The organism is Herbaspirillum hiltneri N3 (assembly GCF_001267925.1).
GTDB classification, from domain to species: domain Bacteria; phylum Pseudomonadota; class Gammaproteobacteria; order Burkholderiales; family Burkholderiaceae_D; genus Herbaspirillum; species Herbaspirillum hiltneri.
The window spans coordinates 3547135-3569940 of record NZ_CP011409.1; the positions used below are offsets into that span (position 1 = coordinate 3547135).

Annotated in this window: 23 protein-coding genes; 10 read left to right on the plus strand and 13 right to left on the minus strand. The window is 61.5% G+C overall.

The window, feature by feature from the left end:
• Window positions 1-3: 3 nt before the first annotated feature.
• The 4 genes from F506_RS16210 to rph all read right to left on the minus strand — a co-directional run bounded on the left by F506_RS16210 (window position 4) and on the right by rph (window position 4064).
• Window positions 4-1203 (minus strand): HDOD domain-containing protein, encoded by a 1200-nt coding sequence (locus F506_RS16210; RefSeq protein ID WP_053199100.1) that lies wholly within the window; start codon window positions 1201-1203, stop codon window positions 4-6.
• A 140-nt stretch (window positions 1204-1343) separates the two neighbouring features.
• Window positions 1344-2603 (minus strand): radical SAM family heme chaperone HemW, encoded by a 1260-nt coding sequence (gene hemW / locus F506_RS16215; protein WP_407638187.1) that lies wholly within the window; start codon window positions 2601-2603, stop codon window positions 1344-1346.
• The gene (gene rdgB / locus F506_RS16220) at window positions 2600-3184 is read right to left on the minus strand and encodes an RdgB/HAM1 family non-canonical purine NTP pyrophosphatase (RefSeq protein ID WP_053199102.1); all 585 of its coding nucleotides are present in this window, start codon (window positions 3182-3184) and stop codon (window positions 2600-2602) included. Before rdgB ends, hemW begins: the two co-directional genes overlap by 4 nt.
• A 145-nt stretch (window positions 3185-3329) precedes the next feature.
• Window positions 3330-4064: a ribonuclease PH gene (rph, locus tag F506_RS16225; RefSeq protein WP_053199105.1), complete on the minus strand. Its 735-nt coding sequence runs from the start codon at window positions 4062-4064 to the stop codon at window positions 3330-3332.
• A gap of 296 nt (window positions 4065-4360) precedes the next feature.
• Here rph and F506_RS16230 point away from each other — a divergent pair, with 296 nt between their 5' ends.
• The 4 genes from F506_RS16230 to F506_RS16245 all read left to right on the plus strand — a co-directional run bounded on the left by F506_RS16230 (window position 4361) and on the right by F506_RS16245 (window position 8625).
• Window positions 4361-5269 (plus strand): YicC/YloC family endoribonuclease, encoded by a 909-nt coding sequence (locus F506_RS16230; protein ID WP_235471183.1) that lies wholly within the window; start codon window positions 4361-4363, stop codon window positions 5267-5269.
• Between the two features lie 40 nt (window positions 5270-5309).
• Entirely contained in the window at window positions 5310-5951 is a 642-nt protein-coding gene (gmk, locus tag F506_RS16235; protein ID WP_053199108.1) for a guanylate kinase, read from the plus strand.
• Between the two features lie 126 nt (window positions 5952-6077).
• Window positions 6078-6281 carry a DNA-directed RNA polymerase subunit omega gene (rpoZ, locus tag F506_RS16240; RefSeq protein WP_007881846.1) on the plus strand — a complete coding sequence of 68 codons (204 nt, stop codon included), beginning with the start codon at window positions 6078-6080 and terminating at the stop codon, window positions 6279-6281.
• Window positions 6282-6318: 37 nt separating this feature from the next.
• Window positions 6319-8625 (plus strand): RelA/SpoT family protein, encoded by a 2307-nt coding sequence (locus tag F506_RS16245; RefSeq protein WP_053199110.1) that lies wholly within the window; start codon window positions 6319-6321, stop codon window positions 8623-8625.
• Between the two features lie 10 nt (window positions 8626-8635).
• Here the strand turns inward: F506_RS16245 and agp are convergent, their stop codons facing one another.
• Both agp and F506_RS16255 read right to left on the minus strand, forming a co-directional pair.
• Window positions 8636-9901, minus strand: a complete 1266-nt coding sequence (gene agp / locus F506_RS16250) for a bifunctional glucose-1-phosphatase/inositol phosphatase (RefSeq protein ID WP_053199112.1) — start codon at window positions 9899-9901, stop codon at window positions 8636-8638.
• A gap of 253 nt (window positions 9902-10154) precedes the next feature.
• Window positions 10155-11102 (minus strand): LysR family transcriptional regulator, encoded by a 948-nt coding sequence (locus tag F506_RS16255; RefSeq protein WP_053199114.1) that lies wholly within the window; start codon window positions 11100-11102, stop codon window positions 10155-10157.
• A 132-nt stretch (window positions 11103-11234) separates the two neighbouring features.
• Here F506_RS16255 and F506_RS16260 point away from each other — a divergent pair, with 132 nt between their 5' ends.
• On the plus strand, window positions 11235-11843 hold the full coding sequence (locus F506_RS16260; protein WP_053199117.1) for an FMN-dependent NADH-azoreductase: 609 nt from the start codon (window positions 11235-11237) through the stop codon (window positions 11841-11843).
• 64 nt (window positions 11844-11907) lie between these two features.
• Here F506_RS16260 and F506_RS16265 read toward each other — a convergent pair whose 3' ends face one another.
• Both F506_RS16265 and greB read right to left on the minus strand, forming a co-directional pair.
• Complete coding sequence (locus F506_RS16265) at window positions 11908-13269, minus strand: DUF3422 family protein (protein WP_053199119.1); 1362 nt, start codon at window positions 13267-13269, stop codon at window positions 11908-11910.
• 136 nt (window positions 13270-13405) lie between these two features.
• The gene (greB, locus tag F506_RS16270; RefSeq protein WP_053201725.1) at window positions 13406-13963 is read right to left on the minus strand and encodes a transcription elongation factor GreB; all 558 of its coding nucleotides are present in this window, start codon (window positions 13961-13963) and stop codon (window positions 13406-13408) included.
• 134 nt (window positions 13964-14097) lie between these two features.
• On the opposite strand from greB, the gene F506_RS16275 reads away from it, so the two are divergent.
• A complete protein-coding gene (locus F506_RS16275) occupies window positions 14098-14988 on the plus strand; it encodes a hypothetical protein (protein ID WP_053199122.1) in 891 nt (296 codons plus the stop codon).
• Window positions 14989-15094: 106 nt separating this feature from the next.
• A complete protein-coding gene (locus tag F506_RS16280; RefSeq protein WP_053199124.1) occupies window positions 15095-15691 on the plus strand; it encodes a hypothetical protein in 597 nt (198 codons plus the stop codon).
• 53 nt (window positions 15692-15744) lie between these two features.
• Here F506_RS16280 and F506_RS16285 read toward each other — a convergent pair whose 3' ends face one another.
• From F506_RS16285 to F506_RS16300, 5 genes are all read right to left on the minus strand, one after another.
• A complete protein-coding gene (locus F506_RS16285; protein WP_053199126.1) occupies window positions 15745-17091 on the minus strand; it encodes an EAL and HDOD domain-containing protein in 1347 nt (448 codons plus the stop codon).
• Window positions 17088-17249: a hypothetical protein gene (locus tag F506_RS23415; protein ID WP_158443133.1), complete on the minus strand. Its 162-nt coding sequence runs from the start codon at window positions 17247-17249 to the stop codon at window positions 17088-17090. Before F506_RS23415 ends, F506_RS16285 begins: the two co-directional genes overlap by 4 nt.
• Complete coding sequence (locus F506_RS16290; RefSeq protein ID WP_053199129.1) at window positions 17250-18137, minus strand: 23S rRNA (adenine(2030)-N(6))-methyltransferase RlmJ; 888 nt, start codon at window positions 18135-18137, stop codon at window positions 17250-17252. It abuts the gene before it with no gap.
• Window positions 18138-18325: 188 nt separating this feature from the next.
• The gene (locus tag F506_RS16295; protein ID WP_053199131.1) at window positions 18326-20062 is read right to left on the minus strand and encodes a ClcB-like voltage-gated chloride channel protein; all 1737 of its coding nucleotides are present in this window, start codon (window positions 20060-20062) and stop codon (window positions 18326-18328) included.
• 10 nt (window positions 20063-20072) lie between these two features.
• On the minus strand, window positions 20073-20426 hold the full coding sequence (locus F506_RS16300; protein WP_053199132.1) for a winged helix-turn-helix domain-containing protein: 354 nt from the start codon (window positions 20424-20426) through the stop codon (window positions 20073-20075).
• A gap of 124 nt (window positions 20427-20550) precedes the next feature.
• On the opposite strand from F506_RS16300, the gene modA reads away from it, so the two are divergent.
• From modA to F506_RS16315, 3 genes are read left to right on the plus strand one after another with little or no spacing between them, the layout of a single operon-like run.
• Window positions 20551-21345, plus strand: coding sequence for a molybdate ABC transporter substrate-binding protein (gene modA, locus F506_RS16305; protein ID WP_200907677.1), 795 nt, complete (start codon window positions 20551-20553; stop codon window positions 21343-21345).
• A gap of 37 nt (window positions 21346-21382) precedes the next feature.
• A complete protein-coding gene (gene modB / locus F506_RS16310) occupies window positions 21383-22060 on the plus strand; it encodes a molybdate ABC transporter permease subunit (protein WP_053199136.1) in 678 nt (225 codons plus the stop codon).
• Window positions 22057-22725: an ABC transporter ATP-binding protein gene (locus F506_RS16315; protein ID WP_053199139.1), complete on the plus strand. Its 669-nt coding sequence runs from the start codon at window positions 22057-22059 to the stop codon at window positions 22723-22725. Before modB ends, F506_RS16315 begins: the two co-directional genes overlap by 4 nt.
• The last annotated feature ends 81 nt before the right edge of the window (window positions 22726-22806 follow it).

Consider the following 22806-nt stretch of genomic DNA (forward strand, 5'->3'; position numbering starts at 1 on the left):
GCGTCAAGCCTCGTGACTGACTTTGGAAGCCCAGCGGTAGGCCTGGATCAGTGCGCGGCAATAGCCTTCGGGAGTAACGCCGGCCGCTGCCAGATCGGTATGGCGCAAGGGAATGCGACCGTATTCGGCGCGCTCCACCACGTCCAGCAGACGACCGAGGCGACCGCGGCGCTGCATCAGCGCGTCGACGATGTCCTGCGGCAGTTTGAGCGGCTCGATGATGAGTCGCAGCGGCATGGCCAGCAATACGTCGAGCAGCGAGAACATGCCGACGATGAAAGCACGGTCCTGCTCGTCGCGGTCGCCGTCGATCTGGTGACACATGGCCTCCATCATGGCGGCGCGTGCAGCAGCGCGCGGCAGCAGCGGATTGGCCGATTCGTCGCCGGGGAAGCGTGCATACAGCAGCAGCTGCAGCCAGCGTTGCAGCTGGCGGCGGCCCAGCAGGTTGATGGCCTGGGTGAAATTGGTGATGTGCGCCGAGAAGCCGAACGCCGCCGAACTGACCAGCTTGAACAACTGGTACGACAAGGCCGGATCCTGCTTGAGCAAGCCTTCCAGCGCAGGGGCATCGGCATCGTGCGAGACCAGCTCCAGCAGTTTCACCAGGCGGCCGCGCGAAATCGCATCCTTTTGCGCGACGTTCGATGACGGCAGCAACGGATATTCACCGCTGAACCAGCGGAAGCCTTCGGCCCGGCAGGCATCGAAGCTGACCGGATCGGGCACGTTTTCGGCCAGATGAGGACCGCGCATGCGCGTGAGCCAGGCACTCGCGTCAGCGGGAATGCCGGCGCTGCAATCAAGCGACAGCGATTCGATGAAATCTGGGAACAAGGCCGTGCGCGGCGGAATGCCGTCGGCGATCAGACCGTAGCCCATTTTCGTGAGGCGTTCCAGCAACGGTTGTCGCGCCGGATCGGCGCAATATTCGACCGGCACGCGCAAGATCAGCTGGGTGTCCTTGGGCGGCGCCCCGAACTCGCCGGCGAATTTGTCGGGATTCGGAACCGTGAGGATGCACGAAAGCCGGCCGAGCGCTTCGCCGAGGCCGAATTCGTTGAAAAGTCGGGAAAACAGGTCACAACCGTTCTCATCGAACGGTGACACATGCAACGATAGCGCCGTCCACAGGTAATGGACGTCTGCAACGGGCTGTAGAAAAACGAGAGGAAAAGGGATGCTTTTATCCTGGACAGCCATTTTGTGTGTGGATTGCGGGGAGCAACCGCAATATTTCTAATTAGTTATGAAAAATAAATAAGCAAGTTTCCGAAAAGAATTCTTATCTAAATCCAAATATTTACCAAATATACCTGAGAAAACTGGACTTGCCTAAATGTTCATTCAAACAGGAACATTTCCTGCAAATCGTTCAGGAAACGGCGTCCCAGCTCGGTCGGACGGATGATGGCGTGGTCGCGATACAGCAGGCCTTTCTTCTCCGCGTCATTGAGCGCGGCGTCGATGGCGTTGATGCTCATGCCGGTGCGCTCATTGAACAGGTTGACGGGAAAACCGTCTTCCAGACGCAGCGCATTGAGCATGAACTCGAAGCCCAGCGCATCGCGGCCGATTTCGCCCTCTTCCTGGATCGCGTTGCCGGTGCGCATTTTTTCCATATAAGTCTGTGGATGCTTGTGGCGCGCCTGGCGCACGATGCGGTGCGGGAACGACAACTTGGAATGCGCCCCGGCGCCAATACCGAGGTAGTCGCCGAACTGCCAGTAATTGAGATTGTGGCGCGCCTGGCGCTTCGGCCTGGCGTAGGCCGACACTTCATAGTGCTGATAGCCGGCGGCGCCGGTCAGCTCGGTGATCATGTCCTGCATGTCTGCGCTGGCGTCGTCGTCCGGCACCTGCGGCGGGTATTTGGCGAACAGCGTGTTCGGCTCCAGCGTCAGGTGGTACAGCGACAGGTGCGGCGGCGCGCAGTCGATGGCGGTCCGGATGTCGCGGCGCGCCTCTTCCACGCTCTGCGACGGCAAGGCGTACATCAGGTCGAGGTTGAAGTTGTCGAAATTGGCGTGTGCGATCTCGACCGCCTTGCGCGCCTGGTCGCCGTCATGGATGCGGCCGAGCGCGGCCAGGTGCGCCGTGTTGAAGCTCTGGATGCCGATCGACAGGCGGTTGATGCCGCTGGCCCGGTAGGACTTGAATTTCTCGGCTTCGAAGGTGCCCGGGTTGGCTTCCATCGTGATTTCGATGTCGATGTCCAGCGGCAGCAAGGTGCGGATATCCGACAGCAGACGGTCGAGCCCGGCCGCCGACAGCAGGCTGGGTGTGCCGCCGCCGATGAAAACGGAGTAGATCTTGCGGCCCCAGATCAGCGGCAGCGCCGACTCGAGGTCGGCGCGCAAGGCGTCCAGGTAACTATCTTCGGGAAAGCTGCCCTTGACTTCATGCGAATTGAAATCGCAATAGGGGCACTTTTTCACGCACCACGGGAAATGCACGTACAGCGACAACGGCGGCAGGGCCGACAATTGCAGGCTGCCCGGCTTGAGAAAGGCCAGCGCGGCCTGGGCCGGGCCGCCCTGCTGTGCGGACTGTCCCGACAGCGACGGCAGATTCACGCTGACCGGCTTGATCGGAATGATCATCGCAGCTTCTCTACCAGCGCGCGCAAAGCCTGGCCGCGATGCGAGTGGGCGTTCTTTTCGGCACTGCTCAGTTCGGCGGCGGTGCGGTTCAGCGCCGGCAGCCAGAAATACGGGTCGTAGCCGAAACCGCCGGCGCCGCGCGCTTCCTCGACGATTTCACCGTGCCAGGAACCGTCGGCGATGACCGGTTGCGGATCGTCGGCGTGGCGCACGTAGACCAGCACACAGTAGTAATAAGCCGATTTGTCGTCGTGACCGGCCAGGTCGGCGATCAGCTTGGCGTTGTTGGCGGCGTCCGACTTCGGCTCGCCGGCGTAGCGCGCGGACCATACGCCGGGCGCACCGCCCAGGGCGTTGACGCAAACGCCGGAATCGTCAGCCAGCGCCGGCAGGCCGGTCAGGCGCGAGGCATGGCGCGCCTTGGCCAGCGCGTTTTCAACGAAGGTGGCGAAGGGCTCTTCGGCTTCGGGCACATCGAACTCGCCTTGCGGACGCACGTCCAGGCCGATTTCGCCGAGCAAGGAGCCGAATTCGCGGAGTTTTCCGGGGTTGTTGGAGGCGAGGACGATTTTTTGGGTCATGACGATTGAATGGCGGGAAATAGCAAGAGATCAAGTAAAAACGCCATGCCCGCAGGGCGCGGACATGGCATAGCGGGATTGTAAAAGGATTTGGGCACGGCTGCTGGCCGGGCGTCCTTTTTTTGCGCAAGACGATGGTGCGTCGTTACTTGACCAGGCCCAGCGTTTCTTTCTGCAAGGCAAGCAACTCCTTGATGCCCTTGTCGGCGATGTCGAGCAGACTGTTGAGGGTGGCGCGATCGAAGGCGGCGCCTTCGGCGGTGCCCTGCACTTCGACGAAATGGCCGGCATCGGTCATGACGACGTTCATGTCGGTGTCGCAGTCGGAGTCTTCCACGTAATCCAGGTCCAGCACCGGCACGCCGCGATAGACGCCGACCGAAATCGCCGCGACGAAATGCTTGACCGGGATGGCGCTGATCAGGCCGCGGCCCTGCAGCACGGAAAACGCGTCATAGGCGGCGACCATGGCGCCGGTAATGGCTGCGGTGCGGGTGCCGCCGTCGGCTTGCAGGACGTCGCAGTCGAGGTGTAGCGTACGCTCGCCGAAGGCTTCCAGGTCAAATGCGGCGCGCAGGGCGCGACCGATCAGGCGCTGGATTTCCTGGGTGCGGCCGGACTGTTTTCCCTTGGCGGCTTCGCGGTCCATGCGGGTATGCGTCGAGCGCGGCAGCATGCCGTATTCGGCGGTCATCCAGCCCTGCCCTTTACCCTTGAGGAAACCCGGCACCTTTTCTTCGATGCTGGCGGTGCACAGCACGCGGGTGTCGCCGAACTCGACCAGTACGGAGCCTTCGGCATGCTTGGTGTAGTGGCGCGTCAGGCGGACGGTGCGCAGATCGGCGGTGGCGCGTCCGCTGGGACGTTGGAATGCGGTCATGGTTTTTCCTATGGAATCGGTGACGGACGCCTTGGGGCCATGTTGGCCGGGCAGAACCGGAGAAGAGGTTTTGATGGCGCGCGGCAAGCAAACTTTTTACAATGCGCTATCCAAACCCAAATACAATCACGCCTCATCGAGCTCAATGAGCTTATTGAAGTTGGTGAGCTAAATTTTTACCGGCATTGTCTTGATAAATTGCCGGTTTGTAAAGGAAGCCTGGCATTGCCGGCCTTCCCTGCACATCATTCACGTCGCCGGCCACAAGCTGCGGCCCGCCACATCCGGAGAATCGATTGACCATTTACAGCATGACCGGCTACGCCGTCACCAAGCGCGACACCGCCGCCGGCGCCATCACCGTTGAACTCAAGAGCGTCAACTCGCGCTTCCTCGACCTGCAATTCCGCGTCAACGACGACCTGCGCGCGGTCGAGCCCGCCATGCGCGAGGCCATCATCAGCAAGCTGGTGCGTGGCAAGGTCGAATGCCGCCTGAGCTTCGGCCGCAAGACCGCCGAAGGGGCCAGCCAGGCGCTCAACCAGGCCCTGCTGGCGACGCTGGCGGAATTGCAAAGCCAGGTGCGCGCGCAATTCATCGATGCGGCGCCGCTGAGCGTGGCCGAGCTGCTGCGCTGGCCGGGCGTCATCGAAGAGGCCGAAATCGGCCAGGACACGCTGCAAGCCGACGTGCTGGCGACGCTGCAGCAAACCCTGACCGCCTTCCTCGACAGCCGCGCACGTGAAGGCGCGGCGCTACAGGCGGTGCTGGAAACCCGCATCGATGCCATGGAAGCCATCGTCGCGCGCATCACGCCGCTGGTGCCGCAACTGGTGGCGCAATTCCAGCAAAAGGCCACCGAACGCATGCAGGAAGCACTGGGTCTGGCGAGCAAAGACGGCGCCGTTGCGTCGCTGCCGCGCGAAGAAGTGCTGGAACGCATCCGCCAGGAAGTCACGCTGTACGGCATCCGCATCGACATCGCCGAAGAGCTGGCGCGCCTGTCGGCGCATCTGGCCGAGACCCGCCACATCCTGAAAAAAGGCGGCCAGGTTGGCAAGCGCCTCGACTTCATGATGCAGGAGCTCAACCGGGAAGCCAACACGGTCGGTTCGAAAGCCGCCATGAAAGAGCTCGCCGACGCGTCGATGGAATTAAAATTGCTGATCGACCAGATGCGCGAACAGGTGCAGAACCTGGAATAACCATAACCGATCCCGACATTCAGACACGAGAGAGCATCCCATGGCAAACAAGAATCCAACCTCCGGCAGCCTGTTCATGGTCGTGGCGCCGTCCGGCGCCGGCAAATCGACGCTGGTCAACGCCCTGCTGAAGCAGGAACCCGAGATCAAGCTGTCGATTTCCTACACCACGCGCCCGCCGCGCCCGGGCGAGGAACACGGCCGCGAATACTACTTCACCACCGCCGACGACTTCCTCAAGCGCCAGGCGGAAGGCGAATTCCTGGAATGGGCGGAAGTGCACGGCAACTACTACGGCACCTCGCGCCTGATGATCGCCGACCAGATCTCCAACGGCACCGACGTGCTGCTGGAAATCGACTGGCAAGGTGCGCAGCAGGTCAAGAAGCAGTTCTCCAACGCCATCGGCATCTTCATCCTGCCGCCATCGATCGCGGCGCTGGAAGAGCGCCTGAAAAAGCGCGGACAGGACGAACCGCACGTCATCACGCGGCGCATCCTGGCCGCCGGCGGCGAAATCGCCCACTCGCCGGAGTTCGAATATGTTATTATTAATCAAGAGTTTGCAGTCGCTTTGTCGGAATTGACGGCAATTGTGAAAGCAGCACGTTGCCGCTTCCCGCAACAGGCTGCACGCAACACCTTCCTGTTCACTCAGCTCGGCATTCATGCCATCACCTGAGTTGATGAGTAAATCGCTCCCGAGGCGCACCACTCTGGCCGGATCCGATGAAAATGCGGACGCCGGCTGAACCGGAACCACCAGAATCATTCAGAATCACCAAGCAACACGAAATCAGGAGTTTTTATGGCCCGTATCACCATCGAAGATTGCCTCAAGCAAATCCCTAACCGCTTCCAGCTGACCCTGGCCGCAACCTATCGCGCACGCCAGCTGCTGCAAGGCCACACCCCGAAAGTGGACGCCAAGGACAAGCCAACCGTGACGGCCCTGCGCGAAATCGCAGCCGGCAAGGTCGGCATCGAGATGCTGAAAAAAGTGCCTGCCTGAGTTTCACTCTCGTCCATGCTGCCGATAACGCCAACGTATGAGCCTGATTCCCCCAGATTCAACCCTCGGTTCTCCGTTATCCGCAACTAGTACGACTGGCAGCAACGGTACTCCCCGAGCGTCTTCCGGACGCTCGGCGTCAAAACAGAACTCCCCAAAATCTCCCGCGACACCTCCTGCTCCCGCTTTGCACAGCGGCGTGGCGACGTTTACCCATCTGACGCACAAGCTCGAGGAATACCTCACGCCTTCCGAACTGAAGAAGGTCAAAGAAGCCTATCGCTTCTCGGATGAGGCGCACCTGGGCCAGATGCGCAAGTCGGGCGAACCCTACATCTCGCATCCGCTCGCGGTCGCTGAAATTTGCGCCGACTGGAAGCTCGACGCGCAAGCCATGATGGCGGCGCTGTTGCACGACGTGATGGAAGACCAGGGCGTACGCAAGGAAGAACTGATCGAGCGTTTCGGCGCGCCGGTGGCCTCGCTGGTCGACGGTTTGTCGAAGCTCGACAAGATCGAATTCCAGAGCCAGATCGAAGCCCAGGCGGAAAACTTCCGCAAGATGCTGCTGGCGATGGCGCGCGACGTGCGCGTGATTCTGGTCAAACTGGCCGATCGCCTGCACAACATGCGCACGCTCGGTGCGATGATTCCCGAGAAAAAGCGCCGCATCGCCCGCGAGACGATGGAAGTCTACGTGCCGATCGCGCATCGCCTCGGTCTCAACAATATTTACCGCGAGCTGCAGGAACTGTCGTTCTCGCATCTCCATCCGCTGCGCCACAAGACATTGTCGAAGGCGGTCAAGGCCGCGCGCGGCAATCGCCGCGAAGTGGTCACCAAGATTCTCGAATCCGTCACCAGCACGCTAATCGCCGCCGGCATCCCGGCCCAGGTCGACGGCCGCGAAAAGACCCTGTACGGCATCTACCGCAAAATGCGCAACAAGCACCTGACGTTTTCCCAGGTGCTGGACGTCTACGGCTTCCGCGTGGTGGTCGACAGCTTCGCCAATTGCTACGTCGCACTGGGTACGCTGCATTCGCTGTTCAAGCCGATGCCGGGCAAGTTCAAGGATTACATCGCGATTCCCAAGCTGAACGGCTACCAGTCGCTTCATACCACGCTGATCGGCCCCTACGGCACGCCGGTGGAGTTCCAGATCCGCACGCAAGACATGCATCGCGTGGCCGAATCGGGTGTCGCCGCGCATTGGCTGTACAAGGACGACGAAGGCAGCCTGACCGACCTGCAGCAACGCACCCACGCCTGGCTGCAATCGCTGCTGGACATCCAGAAACAGACCGGCGACTCGGCCGAATTCCTCGAACACGTCAAGGTCGACCTGTTCCCGGACTCGGTCTATGTCTTCACGCCGAAGTCGAAGATCATCGCCCTGCCGCGCGGTGCCACGGCGCTGGACTTCGCCTACAACATCCATACCGACATCGGCGACCAGACCACCTCGGTCGTGATCAACCACGAGCCGGCGCCATTGCGCACCGAACTGCACAACGGCGACATCGTCGAAATCATCACCTCGCCGTCCTCGCGCCCGAGCCCGAACTGGCTCGGCTATGTCCGCACCGGCAAAGCGCGCTCGGCGATCCGCCATCGCCTGCGCACGGTCAACCTGGCCGAGTCGCAAGCTCTCGGCAAGCGCCTGCTGACCAACGCACTCAATACGCTCGGACTGGATCCTGATCTGCCGACTCTATTGATCGAGCGCCTGCTCAACGAATCCAGCGCCAAGACCATGGATGAGCTATATGCCGACATCGGCATCGGTACACGCATGGCGCCGCTGGTGGCGCGTCACATCATGGGGATGACCGAGAATGGCGGCGCAGTGCCGCAGCTCGATGTCGAAGGCCATATGCTGCCGAGCAAACCGGATCCGGTGGTCATTACCGGCAACGAAGGCGCAACCGTCCAGCTGGCGACATGTTGCCAGCCGATTCCGGGCGACAAGCTGATCGGCCATCTGAAACACGATCAGGCGCTGATTGTCCACGTCGACGATTGCGAAACCGCCAAACGGCATCGCGAGAAAGAACCGGACCGCTGGATCGAAGTCACCTGGGCGGGCGAGCTCAACCGCCGCTTTGAATGCCGCATCACCATCCTGGCGCATAACCAGAAAGGCACGCTGGCGCGCATCGCCGCCGAAATCGGCGAAGCCGATGCCCATATCGTCTCGGTCAGCATGGACGACGACGGCGATCCGTCGATGAAGCATCTGCGCTTCACCATCCAGGTCGAAGACCGCGTCCACCTTGCCCGCACCATGCGTGGCATCCGCAGCATCGACAGCGTCGCGCGCATCCTGCGCGAACGCAGCTAAGCTAACTAAGCTAAGGCAGCGCAGTCTCTTTTTGCGCCCGATTGAGGGCTTGCACAAAGGCTTCCCAAGCGCAGTAGCCGTCGGCGTCCACCGGACAGCCATTCATCTGCAAGACTACCCTCTTCGGCGGATTTTCCATGTTCAGGGGCTGGGCGTCGCGAAGCTGCCTGGCGCTCTGATAGACATATTCGGCCTTCATCAGCGCTTTATTGTTCCTGGCGTCATGCCAGCGTTGAAAGACGACCATCCCGCCAATCGGCGTCTTCTCGTTCTGCTCCGGCAAGTCATAAGCCTTGAAATCCAACGCGCTGAGAAGCGATGCGACGTTGGAGTCGTGACCGACCATCAGGATCACTTTCGGTGCGCGCGTTTTATCCTGGTCGATCATGCTCTTGCGGATATATGCCAGCAATGGCGCGGCGACTTCGCGTGCCATCAGCGGCGACGTGAACAGCGCATCCTGGTAGCCGTTCTTGATTTCCGACAACGCGCGCCACTGCTCAGGCGTCGTGATCTGGCCCCAGGCAATCTGCGCCTCGGGAAAGCCTTGATAGTATTGCAGCGTAAACGCATCCACCAGGGAATTCCCCACCTTCAACGGCCCGCTTACCGCCGGCTCCTTGCCGCTGACGGCGCTGAATTTGTTCGGCATGCCGCCGCTCAGCGAACAGTCCGGCTTTCCTTCGCACGCTGCCGCACTCTTGTAATCGATGATCTTTTCCAGATGCTCGTAGGCCGATCCCAGGCGAAGGGTCTCTTCCACACTCTTCATGGCGGCCAGGGCGCTTCGATTGAAACCCTCACTGCCATCGGCGACAACGGGATTGAAGGTCGGATCCATCGTGCCCATCTTGCGCTGATGGGTCACCGCAATCTCGCAACCGGGAAAAGCGCCGGCGACAAAAAACTGCGCGGTGGCAACGGTGCGCTGCAAGCTGTTGGCGTAGACCAGCACATCGTCAGGCGCGGGACACTCCGACTTTTTCGCCAATCCCTGTTGCGCAAGCCACGCGCGGGTGTAGTGCCCCATATAGACTTCGAGCACCCCGCCCTTGGCGGTCAGATGGCCGCCCGGCACTTCCCACTGCGGCCACGGTTTCCTGGTCGATTGTTCCAGCACGCTGCCGTTGTCGGCCAACGGCGCGCGCAGGTTGTGACGACTGAACATGAGCACTTGCTGCAATCGCAGACTGCCGTCCGTCGGCTGCGCTGAAACATGCAAAGACAAGGCGACGATAACGGACAGCACCGTCGGGAAAATCATTTTCGAGATCATTGCAGCGGCTTCTCCATTCCATTGACAAACATCACGGGTATTTGACGGTATCGCGTATCGTCAAAAAAATATCTTAACCCCCGCTGTTTGGGCCACCGCACCAGATGCGTCAACAAGTCTGAAAAACCGTGAAGAACTCAAAGAGATACGAATGCCGTCACTTGCGAATACAAAAAATGGATCATTTGTTGTCGAGCAGGCTGCATCACCCGCCGCGGATGGCGCTATCGGCCTGCACAGACCTCATCAGACCTTATGCCAGTGCCGCCTGTGTCTCCGGCACGGCAAACTCCATGCTCTGCTCACCGTTGCACGCGCCGTGCCGGACCTTGTCCGCCACGAACTCGATCAGGGCGCTGACCGCCAGCGACAACTGGCGCCGGTTCGGATACACCGCGTACATGCCGCTGATATCGCGCTGGTACTGCGGCAAGATGCTGACCAGCGAGCCGCGCCGCAAATCTTCCGAGGCCACCAGCATCGGCAACAACGCAATGCCGAGTCCTGCCCTGGCTGCGCGCAGCAATCCCTGTGCGGTGTTGATGCACAGGCGCGGCGTTACACGGATGCTTTCCACTCCTTGCGGCCCTTCCAGCCGCCATATCGCGGCTTGCGGGGTATTGGAGGCGGCCAGGCAGTCGTGCCGGGCCAGCGCTTCCAGCGATTCCGGTGCGCCGTGCCTGGCCAGATACGAAGGACTGGCCAGCAGCCCGCGATGGCTGTTGCCCAGTTTGCGCGCCACCAGGCTGGAGTCGGGCAACTGTCCGGCGCGAAAAGCCAGGTCAATGCCTTCGGCGATCAGATCGACGCGCTCGTCGCTGAGCTGAAACTCCAGATGCACGCGCGGATAGCGCTGCATGAATTCAGCCATCCACTCCATGGCGAAATTGTCGAAAAAGTCCGCCGGCGCCGCCACCCGCAAGACCCCGCTCGGCTCCCGGTTGCCTTCTGACAGGCTGGCGCCGGCGTGCTGGATGTCTTCGATGCCGGGCGCGCAGCGGTCGAAGAACTCCCGCCCCGCCGCCGTCATGTTCAGCTGCCGCGTCGAGCGCTGCAGCAGCCGCACACCGAGGTTTTCCTCCAGCAATTGCAAGCGCCGGCTGATGGTGTTCGAAGGTATGCCAAGGCGGCGCCCTGCGGCGGCAAAACTGCCGGCGCGCACGACTTCGACGAAAACGGAGACATCGTTCAGATCCAACATGACATTCATCCTAAAAATGGACTGGTGAAAGCAGATTCTCCCACCTATTGAAGTTATTGGAAAGCCTCTATATTCCTTTCATCGCCATCCAACGCGACCCGATAATTCAAGGCAACTTTCCAAGGAAACAATATGAGCACTCTTCTGCACATCGACTCCAGCGCCCGCTACACCGGCTCCCTCACCCGCCAGCTCAGCGCTGCCTATGCCGAGCAATGGCAAGCCAGGAACGCCGGCGGCAAAGTCGTCCGACGCGACCTGGCAAGCCAGACGCTGCCGCACATCACCGAAGCCATGATCGGCGCGTATTTCACGCCTGCCGATAAGCGCAGCGCGGAACAGCAAGCCATCATCGCCGAATCCGACAAGCTGGTGGACGAACTGATCGCCGCCGATACGCTGGTCATCGGCGTGCCGATGTACAACTTCGCGCCGCCATCGGCGTTCAAGGCATGGGTTGACCATATCAGCCGCGTCGGCCGCACCTTTTTGTACGGGGCAAACGGACCCACCGGCCTGCTGAGCGGCAAGCGCGCCGTCGTGATCCTCAGCAGCGGCGGCGTCTATTCCGAAGGTCCTGCGCAACCGCTGGACTTCAACGGCACTTACATCCGCAGCGTGCTGGGTTTCCTGGGTATCACCGACGTTGAATTGATCGCCGCCGAAGGCGTATCGATGGGTGAAGAAAAAGCCAGGCAGACCGTATCGCAAGCACAGGAAAAGATCAGCGCACTCGTCTGATCGGCTTTCCGAAGGCAAAAAAGCCGGATCATCACGATCCGGCTTTTTTGCGCCTGCGTATTTTTCAGTTCATTTCAGGTACATGCACGCTCTTGTGCAAGCGCCGCAAGCCGAACCACACGCCGACCGCGAACACCGGCACCATCAGCCCTGTGGCCACGTCCGGATTGATCGGCACACCGGCCGCCTTGAGCGCTTTGCCGAGATAGCCGAACAATCCCACCATGTAGTAGGAAATCGCCGCCACCGACAAACCCTCGACCGCCTGTTGCAGGCGCAGCTGCTGCGCCGCACGGGCATTCATCGATTCGAGGATCTGGCGATTCTGCTGCTCTTGCACGATGCCGATGCGCGTGCGGAGCAGATCGTTGGTATGCGCAATCCGTTCCGCCAATGCTTTCTGACGATGGGCCACCGATGTGCAGGTATCCATTGCAGGGGCGAGACGGCGCTCCATGAATTCGCCGATGGTGGGTACGCCTTCCGCGCGCGTTTCGCGCAGCTCTTCAATACGCGCCTTGACCAGCCGGAAGTACGCCTGCGACGCCGAAAAGCGATAACTGTTCTCGAGCGACATCTTTTCGATGCGCGCCGCCAGTCCGGTGATCTCGCGCAGGATCCGCTCGTCCTCCGCGTGCCCTGCGCTGGTATTGCCGCCGCCATGTTCGGCATCCACCATCGCCGCCGTCAGCGTGGCCAGGTCGCTTTCGATAGCGTTGAGCACCGGTCCGGCCTGCAGCGCATGCGGCAAGCCCAGCAAGGCCATCATGCGGTAGGTTTCGATTTCCAGGATGCGCTGTACCAGGCGTCCGCCCTGCAGGTCGCGCAAGTCGATATCGCGCACCACGAAGCGGCTGAAGCCGTCCGCCTGGATCACGAAATCGGTCCAGATTTCACCGCCCTGCAATACCTTGCTCGAGGACAAGAGCTTGCCTTCGAACAGGCGCGCCATGCTTGCGGCGGCGTCATGTTCGGGCGCACGTTCCAGCACCACGTGTGCGGCAACCATGATTTTTCCCTGCAACGCCAGCAGCCACTGCTGCGGTACATGCCTGAGCGGCGCGGCGGCAAAAGCTTCATCGGTCGTCAGCGCCGCGTCATGGCTCTGCGCAAAGGTGTAACTGGCGAATTCGGTATGGCATTCCCACTTGAGGCGGAAACGGCCGAAGTCATGGAAGAAATGCTTGGCATCCGTGCCCGGCGCGGTCACGCCAAAATGCAGGCACAGGTCCGACAGCAAGGCATGCTGGAAAGTGACGTGATGGTTGGCGTCGGTGCTGGCGCCTGCGCCGTCCTGGTCGCGCAGGTAGACCGCGAGATGGGTCAGGCTTTCCGGCGCGCTCAGGTGCAGGAACGGCCGCGAATGCACTTCCGCGGCAAGAGCCACGCGTTGCGGATGATTCAGGCTGGCGTAGACGATGGACATGGACGGGCCTTTGACTTGATCGGAAGAAATCGGGAAATCGATACGAGGTCGCTGCAGGAACCGGAAGCAGAATCCGTTCCAAGCGCTGTGCGGCCGGACCGGCAACGCACCGGCTCAGGGACGGCTCAAGGACGGCTCACTTCCCCGGCGCCGGATAGCTGACGTCGAGGATGGTCAATTGCTCCACACCGGCCGGCGTCTGCAACGTGACTTCGTCGCCTTCGCGGGCCTTGGTCAAGGCGCGCGCCACAGGGGAGATCCAGCTGATCTTGCCGTTGAGCGGATCGAGCTCGTCGATGCCGACGATGGTCACGGTGTGTTCGATGCCATCCTGGTTCTCATACGTGACCGTGGCGCCGAAAAAGACCTGGTCGTTGCCGTGATGGATGCTGGGATCCACCACTTCGGCGATGTCGAGGCGTTTGGTCAGGAAGCGGATGCGGCGATCGATCTCGCGCAGGCGGCGCTTGCCGTAGATGTAGTCGCCGTTTTCCGAACGGTCGCCGTTGGAGGCGGCCCAGTGCACGATGCGCACCACTTCCGGACGATCGACATCGATCAGTTGCAACAGCTCGTCCTTGATGCGCTTGTGCCCCGCCGGGGTCATGTAGTTCTTGGTGCCCGCAGGGATGGCTGGCAACGCCAGTTCCTCGTCGTCGTCGCCGTCGGATTCTTTTACGAATGCTTTATTCATGTTCTCGCTTGCATATTCGATCTGGTCCAAGTCTTGAACCTGTCCATCATTGTAGCGGTATGTTAAAGTCCCCGAGAGCGCAATTACACTGCGCCGACGCTAAGCCCCCCGCACAGACTTCTTCCGCCTTTTCCATGACTTCTTCCACGACTCGCTACCGTATCGGCCTGGCCGCCAACCGCGCCCATCAGGACGCCCCCAACTCTGCGCTGGTGCAACTGCTCCAGGGTTCGCGCGCGCGCATCGAAGCGCTGCAACCGGAACTGGTCGTGGTCGGACGCACGCTCGACGCCATCGGCCATCTCGGCCTGCTGCCGGGTTATCCGCACATCGAGCGTTTCCCTTACGGGCGCCAGGGCGGCCTGATGAAGCTGGTGTCGCGCGTGGTCGACAGCGACCCAGCGCGCATGCTGGACGCCATCATTTACCTGATCGATCCGGTCGATCCATCCTCGACCTTCCCTGAAGCGGTGGCGCTCAAGCGCCAGTGCGTGATTCACGGCAAACCCTTCCTGTCGACGCTGGCCGGCGCGCAGGAATGGTTCGAGCTGGAGGCAATCGCCGGCGGCGCTGCGCCCGACCCGGCTCGCGACGGCTCGTTCAGGCTGGCCGACGAAGGCATCGCCCTGATCGCCCACGATTCGATGAAAACGCGCATGCTGCAACTGGCCGAACGCCATTTCGACGTACTCGACAGCTTCGGCTTCCGCTGCGCCACCGGCACCACCGGCGGGCTGCTTAACGAGCTGGCCGTCAAGATCAAGGGCGAAGCGGGCCGCAACTGGGTCAAGCCTTTCCTGAGCGGTCCGCTGGGTGGCGACGCCCAGATCGCCGAGCTGATCCTCGAACACGAATGCCGCCGCGTGCTGTTCCTGGAAGACCCGCACGTGGCGCGCCAGCACGAAGCCGACATCCAGCTGCTGGAACGCGCCGCACGCACCGTGACCGGCTACGCCTCCTGCATGAGCGATGAAAAATGGGGCGATCGCTGGCTCACCCTGATCAACCAGCGCCAGGTGCGCTGACCCGCGCAACGCGCGCAAGGAATTCCCTGAGGCAAGTCCGGCTTGTTTTTGGCGCGCCCGCCCAACATATGCCTGTAGCGGCCTTCGCGCATCCTTGAGGACTTCCTTGTCGCACAAGATCAGAAAATACCTGCTGGCGCCCTTCGTCTACACGGCTGCACTGTTGTTGCTGCTCGAAGAATGGCTGTGGAACGCCAGCAAGCGCCTCTTCGCCCGGCTGCCGCTGATTCCCTTTGTGGCGCGCCTGGAAGCTTGGATAGCCGGCGTTCCGCCCTACGTCGCCCTGGTTATTTTTGTGGCGCCCAGCCTGTTGTTGCTTCCCGTCAAAATCCTGGCCCTGATGTCGATTGCTCACGGCCATCCGACATTGGGCCTGATCATCATCGTCAGCGCCAAGGTGCTCGGCACGGCGCTGGTGGCGCGCCTGTATACGCTGACGCAAAAAGCGTTGCTGTCGTTGCCGTGGTTTGCCCGCTATCGGGATATCGTGCTGCGCTTCAAGGACCGCATGATCGCGCAACTGCGTGCAACGCGCGCGTGGCAGCAGGTCGAGGCCGGACTCGCGACGTTCAAGGCGGCGCGACGGCGCTGGTGGGCATCGGTCAAAGAGCGTTTGGGCGCTCGTAACGGACGTAGCGGCCAGGGCAATCGCCTGGCGCGCATGATAAGAAAATACGCCGCAAGGCGGCGTGATCGGGAATAACCGGGGAACAAGTATGAGGATGCGTCCGCCGACATGGCGTCGGCGGCAGTGAATCAGCTGTCCTGCTCGGCAACATTGCCGGCGCCGGCTTCGGCTTCGACTTTCTTCTCCGGCACATGTCCCATGTTGGTGGAAATGTTATTGCCCCACTCGAACGCCTGAGTTTCCACCTCGTAGAAATCCTCTGCGCTCAGTTGCAGACCGTTGAGCAATTCCAGCATCTGTTCCGGCGTCTTGTCGGCTTTCTCGGTCGCTTCAGCCAGTTGCAGTATCTCGCCGTAGAAACCGGTGCGGAACAGCAGCGCATCGCGGATTTCAGCGCTGACCGTGATCTGCGTGAGGATGGCTTCCATCGGCATGCCGAACAAGGCGTCAACCAGGGACATGATGCCGACGGTGAACGCAATTTCGGACATCTTGCGGCGACCGGGACGAATCTTTTCGGTAATCAGTTCCAGCATCTTGCCGCGCGTGGCCGCGAGGATCAGCAACGGCGACAGCGTATGCGCCTTGTCCTTTTCGGTATTGGCGAACAGCAGGATCTGCATCCAGCGCTTGAGCTGGCGACGGCCCAGCACGATCAGCGCCTGGCCGAGGGAATCGATATGCTTCATGAAACCGTACACCGGGGTATTCACCAGACGCAGCAGCGTCAGGCTGAGCGCCACGTCGCGCTTGATGTAGCGCACGATCTCGCCATTGTCGACGTTGCGCACCAGCAGCGTCAGGATGTGCATGATGACGATCTTGGACGCTTCCAGCTTCTTGCCCTGCAGGATCACCGGCTTGGCGAAGTAATAGCCCTGGAAGTAGTCGAAGCCGAAGGTCACGCAATCGCGGAACTGTTCGACCGTCTCGACCTTTTCGGCGAGCAGCATCTTTTGCGCGCGCTTGAAGTGCACGCTCAGCTTGAGCAGCTTGCTCGAATCCAGCTCCATCACGTCGATCTTGATGATCTTGACCAGCGGCAGCAGTTGCGCGATGTCTTCCGATTCGGCGATCACGTCGTCCAGCGCAAATACATAGCCGGCGCGGACCAATTCGTTGACGCGCTTGACCAGTTCGGGGGTGACCTTGACGGTTTCGAGGATTTCCAGCACGACCTTGTCGGCCGGCAGGAAATTGATGAAGTCGCTCATCAGCACGGTGGCGTCGACGTTGATGAAGCCGTGCAGGCTGCCGATGACGTTGTTGAGGCCCAGTTCCGACGCGTGCGCGATGACGGATGCGGTGGCGGAAACGTCATCATTGACGTTGGCCGGGCCGAACGCGGCGTTGCGGAACAGCAGCTCGTAACCGATCAGTTCCTGTTCACGGTTCAGGATCGGTTGTCGGGCCAGGAAAAAATCATGGGCATGATGCGCCGGGGCGGCGCCGTGATCAGGAGACGAGTCGGTCATGATTTCTTGTTTTGAATAACCCCGGCACTTTCGGCAGGCAATGAAACTTTGGCATGATCTTCTATTGTATGCCCTGATGCATCGTCGCTACCAAAAAACATTTCACAGATGAGACGGCGGCAAAACATGCCGGCGCAAGCCTCGTCGGAACGGTACATTCAGGCCTCTCCCGATTCCAGCAGGAAACCGGCGCCGCTGTCGCGACCCAGCACCTTCACCAGGTACGGCATGACCTCCTTCAGGGTCGCCAGCAGCGTCCAGGGCGGATTCAGCACGAACATGCCGCTGGTGTGCAGGCCGAAGCCATCCGGCGACGGCGAACTGATCGACAGCGTGACATTGATCCAGCTCTTGGCCCCGAGGCGCTTGAGGCGGTCGGAAAACTGTTTGGACTCAATCCGTTGCAGCACAGGATACCAGACCGCATAGGTGCCGGTCGGGAAGCGTACCAGCGCATCCTGCAGGGCTTCCTTGACCTTCTGGTAGTCGCGTTTGTCTTCGTAAGGCGGATCGATCAGCACCAGCGCGCGCCGTGACGGCGGCGGCAGCAAGGCTTTGAGCGCGAGGAAACCGTCGCCGCGCTCGATCATTACGCGCTTGCCGCGCGCGCTGGGGCGCTTGCCCTGCTCGGCGGCGTGCGCATCGAGTTTGCGGAAATTGTCGGCCAGCACCTTGCTTTCGGTCGTATGCAGCTCGAACAGCCGCAGGCGATCCTGCTCGCGCATTACCTGATTGGCGCAATACGGCGAACCCGGGTAGTAACGCATCTTGCCGCTGGGATTGAGGTCTTTCACCAGTTGCACGTAGTCGGCAACGGCTTCGGGCAGATCGGTGCGATCCCACAGCGGGGCGATGCCGGTTTCGTATTCGGCGTTCTTGCTGGCGTAGTTCCCGTCCAGCGCATAGACGCCTCCGCCGGCATGGGTGTCGATCACCATGTAGGGAGTGTCTTTCTGGCCGAGATAACGCATCAACTGGATCGTCACCATGTGCTTGAGCACATCAGCGTGATTGCCAGCGTGGAAGGCATGGCGGTAACTCAGCATAAAATCGTTCGAATCCCTGAAATGGTGGTGGCCGTTATCGGCTATGGCAGTGCTTGTACCAAGATCACGCAAAAAACCGCGTAATTTGGTAGTTTCTCACATTTAATTTCGCATTCTAACAAGGTTGCTTGCCGAATAGTCGGCCGGCTCCCGAATGTTACAAAGCCATCAACAACTTTTTAAGCAACCTACTCGTCCGAACGATCCAGGCGGAAATACGCATCCAGCAACGACGTCTTGAACACCACGCCCAGGAGGCGAGGATCTTCGGTGCTGGAAATCACCGGCAAGCGTTCGCCCTGATGATCGAGGAACAGTTGCAAAGCTTCTCCCAGCGACATGTCCGGCGTCACTTCATGCAGGAAGTGGGTGCGCATGAAATCCCCGGCGCACTTCGTCCCGATATCGTCCTTGTCGAGCAATAGCGAGGTCACGTCCTGCAAGGCCACCACGCCCAGGTAGCGGTTTTCCTGATCGGTGATGTAGATGTACTTGACCGGATATTGCAGGAAGATGCGGGTCACCTCCGAAAACGGCGCATCCTTGGGTAATACCGTTTCGGCCGGCTTGATCAGCTCGCTCATGTGGGTGCCGCGCAGGCGGATGCGTTCCGCGGCGTCGCGATGACGCTTGAGCGTGATTTCGTACATCGAATTGCCGTCCAGGCTGCGCGCGATGACATACGCCACCACGCATGACAGCATCAGCGGCAGCACCACCTGATAGCTCAGCGTCATCTCGAAGATCATCAGGATCGCCATCAGTGGCGCATTGGTCGCCGCCGCCAGGAACGCGCCCATGCCCACCATGGCATACGCGAACGGCTGCGAAATCGCATGCGGCCACAACATATGCGCCGCATCGCCGAACAGGAAACCGATGGCCGCGCCGACAAACAAGGTCGGGGTAAAAATCCCGCCGACTGCGCCCGAACCGGTGGTCAGCGCCGTCGCGACGATCTTGTAAATCATCACAATCAGCACCGTCGACCACAGCCAGTCGGTGTGCAGCAGCGAATTGACCACGCTGTAGCCGTTTCCCCACACTTCCGGCACGCGCACCGACAACAGGCCGACCAGCAGCCCCCCCAGGCCAAGCCGCAACGGCAGCGGCAGGCGTGTCTTCCGGAACAGGGCCTTGCTCAACTCGAGCAGGCGCAGGAATTGCGGCGCCAGCAATCCGGCGATCACGCCCAGCACCACGAACAGGATGATCTCGACGCCGGCCACTTCCGGGAAATACGGCATCTCGTAAGCCGGCTTGTAACCCGGTAGCTCGCGCATCGTGATATTCGCCACCACGGACGCCACCACCACCGGACCGAAGCTCTCCATGACCAGCGCGCCGAGTACGATTTCAGTGACGAAGAAGGCGCCTGCGATCGGCGCGTTGTAGGCCGAGGTGATCCCGGCCGCAGCGCCGCACGCCACCAGCAGCCGCATGCGCGACGACGGAAAGTGGGCGAAGCGGCCGACCAGCGAGGCGCACAAGGCCGCCAGTTGCACCATCGGCCCTTCCCGCCCGATCGAGCCGCCAGAGCCGACCGTGGCCAGCGACGACAGGCTGCGCAGCAAGGTGTGGCGAATCGGGATCCGGCCGTCGCCGATGGCCACTGCTTCCATGTAGTCCGAGGCGGCGCCGGCCGGCATGCGTTTGGCCCAGAGCAGAATCAGACCGGCCACCACACCGCCGCCGGTCGGCAACAGCACGCGCATTTGCCAGGACAAACCCTTGGCGATTTCGACAAAACTGCCGCTATGTCCGGTCAGCAGATATTGCACGGCTTCGATGCATTCACGGAAAGCGATCGTCGCCAGCGAGCCGACGAAGCCGATCACGGCCGCCCACAGCAGCATCGCATGGCTCTCCGACATGCGCAGCCAGTTTTGCAGGCGGAACCGGTATTTGAGTAGGGCGTTGCGCATCGGTCGGCGTTCAGTCCTTGCCGGCGATCAGCGATTGCAGGTGCTGCATGTCTTTTTCGACGGCGCTGTCGGCCTTCTTTTGCATGTGCTGGTAGCAGGCCACCACCTCGCGCGCCAGTTCGGTGATGCTGGCGCCGCCGCCCTTGGCGCCGCCGGTTGCGGTTGCCACCAGCGGTTGCTTGAAGCAGCGGTTCATTTCTTCGACCAGCAGCCACGCGCGCCGATATGACATTTCCATTTCCCGCGCCGCCCCGGAAATCGATCCGGTGCGGTCGATCGCCAGCAGCAAGGCGGCTTTGCCGGGGCCGAAGGCGATCGTGTCGCCCTGCATTACGCGCAGGCGTACGGTTTTGGAATTTGTCATGACCGCGATTGTAGCAAGGGCTCCGAGCAAATTACATGACTATGCGGCAGCGAATTGACTATCGTTATATCCTTACGTATATTCCGACAAGATTCTTCACTCCATCAGAAAAACAGGAACTCCCATGCCCACCCCCTTCCCCGCCCATGCCATGCGCCGGCTCGCCGCGACCACAGCGATCACAGCGGTCGTGCTGGCGGCGCTGCCTTTCATGGCCGCAACGGCGCAGGCGACAGACCTCGTCGTCTCCGCCGCCTCCAGCCTGACCAACGCGTTCAAGGACTTGGGCACGGCGTTTGAACAACAGAATCCCGGCGTCAAGGTGATCAACAACTTCGGCGCTTCCGACATCCTGATGCAGCAAATCGTGCGCGGCGCACCGGCTGACGTCTTCGCCTCGGCCGACCAGACTGCAATGGACAAGGCTGTTGCGGAAAAGGCCGTGCAAGTGTCCACGCGCAGGAATTTCGCCGCCAACCAGATCGTCCTGATCGTTCCCGGCGACAGCACCCTGCCGCTGGCCAGCCTGAAGGACCTGACCCGGCCCGCCGTCAGGAAGATCGCACTCGGCAATCCGGCGTCGGTGCCGTTCGGCCGCTACACCAGGACCGCACTGGAAAGCGCCGGCCTGTGGGACGCCGTGCTGGCCAAGGGCGTCATGGCGCAAAACGTGCGCCAGAGCCTGGACTACGTCGCGCGCGGTGAAGTCGAAGCCGGCTTCGTCTTCGCCACCGATGCCGCCGTCATGCCGGACAAGGTCAAGGTCGCCATCCGCATTCCCTCTGATACGCCCGCCACCTATCCGATCGCGGTGACGGCAAGCACCGCGCAGGCGGAACTGGCCGCGAAATACCTCGCCTATGTGCAATCGGTCGCCGGCCAGGCAGTACTGGCGCGTTACGGCTTCCTCAAACCCTGATACGCTGCGGGCTGATCAACTCTCCATCACGTCTCTTATGGGTGCAGTCTGGACCCCGTTGCTGCTCTCGCTCAAGGTCGCGGGCTGGGCAACGGTGCTCAATCTCTTCTTCGGCGTCGCGGCGGCTTACGGGTTGTCGCGGTGGCGTTCGCCGCTGCGCGACCTGATCGATTCGATCCTCACCCTGCCGCTGGTGCTGCCGCCGACCGTGCTCGGCTATTACCTGCTGGTGCTGTTCGGCAAGCGCGGCACCTTCGGCGCCTGGCTCTCGGGCATGGGCATCGAGCTGGTGTTCACCTGGCAAGGCGCAGTGATCGCCTCGACCATCGTGGCCTTCCCGCTGGTGCTGAAGTCGGCGCGCGCCGCCTTTGAAAATGTCGACAAGCAGCTGGAAAACGCCGCGCGCGTGCTCGGCGTGTCCGAAGCCGGCGTATTCTTTCGCGTGAGCCTGCCGCTGGCGGCGCGCGGCATTGCCGCGGGCGTGCTGCTGGCGTTTGCACGCGCGCTGGGCGAATTCGGCGCGACCCTGATGATCGCCGGCAATCTGCCGGGGCGCACGCAGACGCTCTCGGTCGCCATCTACGAAGCGGTGCAGGCCGGCGACGACTCCACCGCTACCCTGCTGGTCGTGATCACCTCGGTCACCTGCGTCGCCGTGTTGCTGATCGCCGGCCGCCTGATGCCGGGACACACGCGCCGGGCGGACCTGTCATGAGCGTCGCCGTCCACATCCGCAAGGAGTTGCGCGCCGACGACCGCACCTTCCGGCTCAGCATCGACTTTGTCTCCGACAGCGACCGCATCGTGCTGTACGGTCCTTCGGGCGCCGGCAAGAGCCTGACGCTCAAGGCCGTCGCCGGTCTCATGACGCCCGACGAAGGCAGGATCACGCTGAACCAGCGCACGCTGTTCGATGCCGCACACGGCGTCAACGTGCGTCCGCAGCAACGCAATGTTGCCTATCTGTTCCAGGACTATGCGCTGTTCCCGCACCTGACGGTGGCGCAAAATATCGCCTTCGGATTGCAGCGCGGCTGCTTCAACCTGCGCAGGCCGGCTTCGCATCCCTCGGTCGCCCGCTGGTTGGAGGCGTTCGGCCTGGAAGGCACCGCCGCCAGTTATCCCTCGCAAATTTCCGGCGGCCAGCGCCAGCGCGTCGCCCTGGCGCGGGCGCTGGTGGCGCAACCCGACATCCTGCTGCTGGACGAGCCCTTCTCCGCGCTCGACCTGTCGCTGCGCGAACGCATGCGTCACGAACTCAGCGAACTGCAACAGCAGCTGCGCGTGCCGATGCTGATCATCACCCACGATCCCGCCGACGTCGAGGTGCTCGGCGACGCCGTGTTCGAGGTGCGCGACGGCATGATCTCCCGTCCATAATAAAAAAGCCGCACTCTTGTGGAGTGCGGCTCCCGCAGGACGGAGGTGGGTACCTCCTGAAACTTCAATCGCCTTTAGGCA

Excerpts from the sequence above, each read along its gene's own strand:
- F506_RS16210 (WP_053199100.1), bottom strand. The coding sequence starts at position 1,203 with ATGGCTGTCCAGGATAAAAGCATCCCTTTTCCTCTCGTTTTTCTACAG.
- hemW (WP_407638187.1), bottom strand. The coding sequence starts at position 2,603 with ATGATCATTCCGATCAAGCCGGTCAGCGTGAATCTGCCGTCGCTGTCG.
- rdgB (WP_053199102.1), bottom strand. The coding sequence starts at position 3,184 with ATGACCCAAAAAATCGTCCTCGCCTCCAACAACCCCGGAAAACTCCGC.
- rph (WP_053199105.1), bottom strand. The coding sequence starts at position 4,064 with ATGACCGCATTCCAACGTCCCAGCGGACGCGCCACCGCCGATCTGCGC.
- gmk (WP_053199108.1), top strand. The coding sequence starts at position 5,310 with ATGGCAAACAAGAATCCAACCTCCGGCAGCCTGTTCATGGTCGTGGCG.
- rpoZ (WP_007881846.1), top strand. The coding sequence starts at position 6,078 with ATGGCCCGTATCACCATCGAAGATTGCCTCAAGCAAATCCCTAACCGC.
- F506_RS16245 (WP_053199110.1), top strand. The coding sequence starts at position 6,319 with ATGAGCCTGATTCCCCCAGATTCAACCCTCGGTTCTCCGTTATCCGCA.
- agp (WP_053199112.1), bottom strand. The coding sequence starts at position 9,901 with ATGATCTCGAAAATGATTTTCCCGACGGTGCTGTCCGTTATCGTCGCC.
- F506_RS16255 (WP_053199114.1), bottom strand. The coding sequence starts at position 11,102 with ATGTTGGATCTGAACGATGTCTCCGTTTTCGTCGAAGTCGTGCGCGCC.
- F506_RS16260 (WP_053199117.1), top strand. The coding sequence starts at position 11,235 with ATGAGCACTCTTCTGCACATCGACTCCAGCGCCCGCTACACCGGCTCC.
- F506_RS16265 (WP_053199119.1), bottom strand. The coding sequence starts at position 13,269 with ATGTCCATCGTCTACGCCAGCCTGAATCATCCGCAACGCGTGGCTCTT.
- greB (WP_053201725.1), bottom strand. The coding sequence starts at position 13,963 with ATGAATAAAGCATTCGTAAAAGAATCCGACGGCGACGACGACGAGGAA.
- F506_RS16275 (WP_053199122.1), top strand. The coding sequence starts at position 14,098 with ATGACTTCTTCCACGACTCGCTACCGTATCGGCCTGGCCGCCAACCGC.
- F506_RS16285 (WP_053199126.1), bottom strand. The coding sequence starts at position 17,091 with ATGACCGACTCGTCTCCTGATCACGGCGCCGCCCCGGCGCATCATGCC.
- F506_RS23415 (WP_158443133.1), bottom strand. The coding sequence starts at position 17,249 with ATGTACCGTTCCGACGAGGCTTGCGCCGGCATGTTTTGCCGCCGTCTC.
- F506_RS16290 (WP_053199129.1), bottom strand. The coding sequence starts at position 18,137 with ATGCTGAGTTACCGCCATGCCTTCCACGCTGGCAATCACGCTGATGTG.
- F506_RS16295 (WP_053199131.1), bottom strand. The coding sequence starts at position 20,062 with ATGCGCAACGCCCTACTCAAATACCGGTTCCGCCTGCAAAACTGGCTG.
- F506_RS16300 (WP_053199132.1), bottom strand. The coding sequence starts at position 20,426 with ATGACAAATTCCAAAACCGTACGCCTGCGCGTAATGCAGGGCGACACG.
- modA (WP_200907677.1), top strand. The coding sequence starts at position 20,551 with ATGCCCACCCCCTTCCCCGCCCATGCCATGCGCCGGCTCGCCGCGACC.
- modB (WP_053199136.1), top strand. The coding sequence starts at position 21,383 with ATGGGTGCAGTCTGGACCCCGTTGCTGCTCTCGCTCAAGGTCGCGGGC.
- F506_RS16315 (WP_053199139.1), top strand. The coding sequence starts at position 22,057 with ATGAGCGTCGCCGTCCACATCCGCAAGGAGTTGCGCGCCGACGACCGC.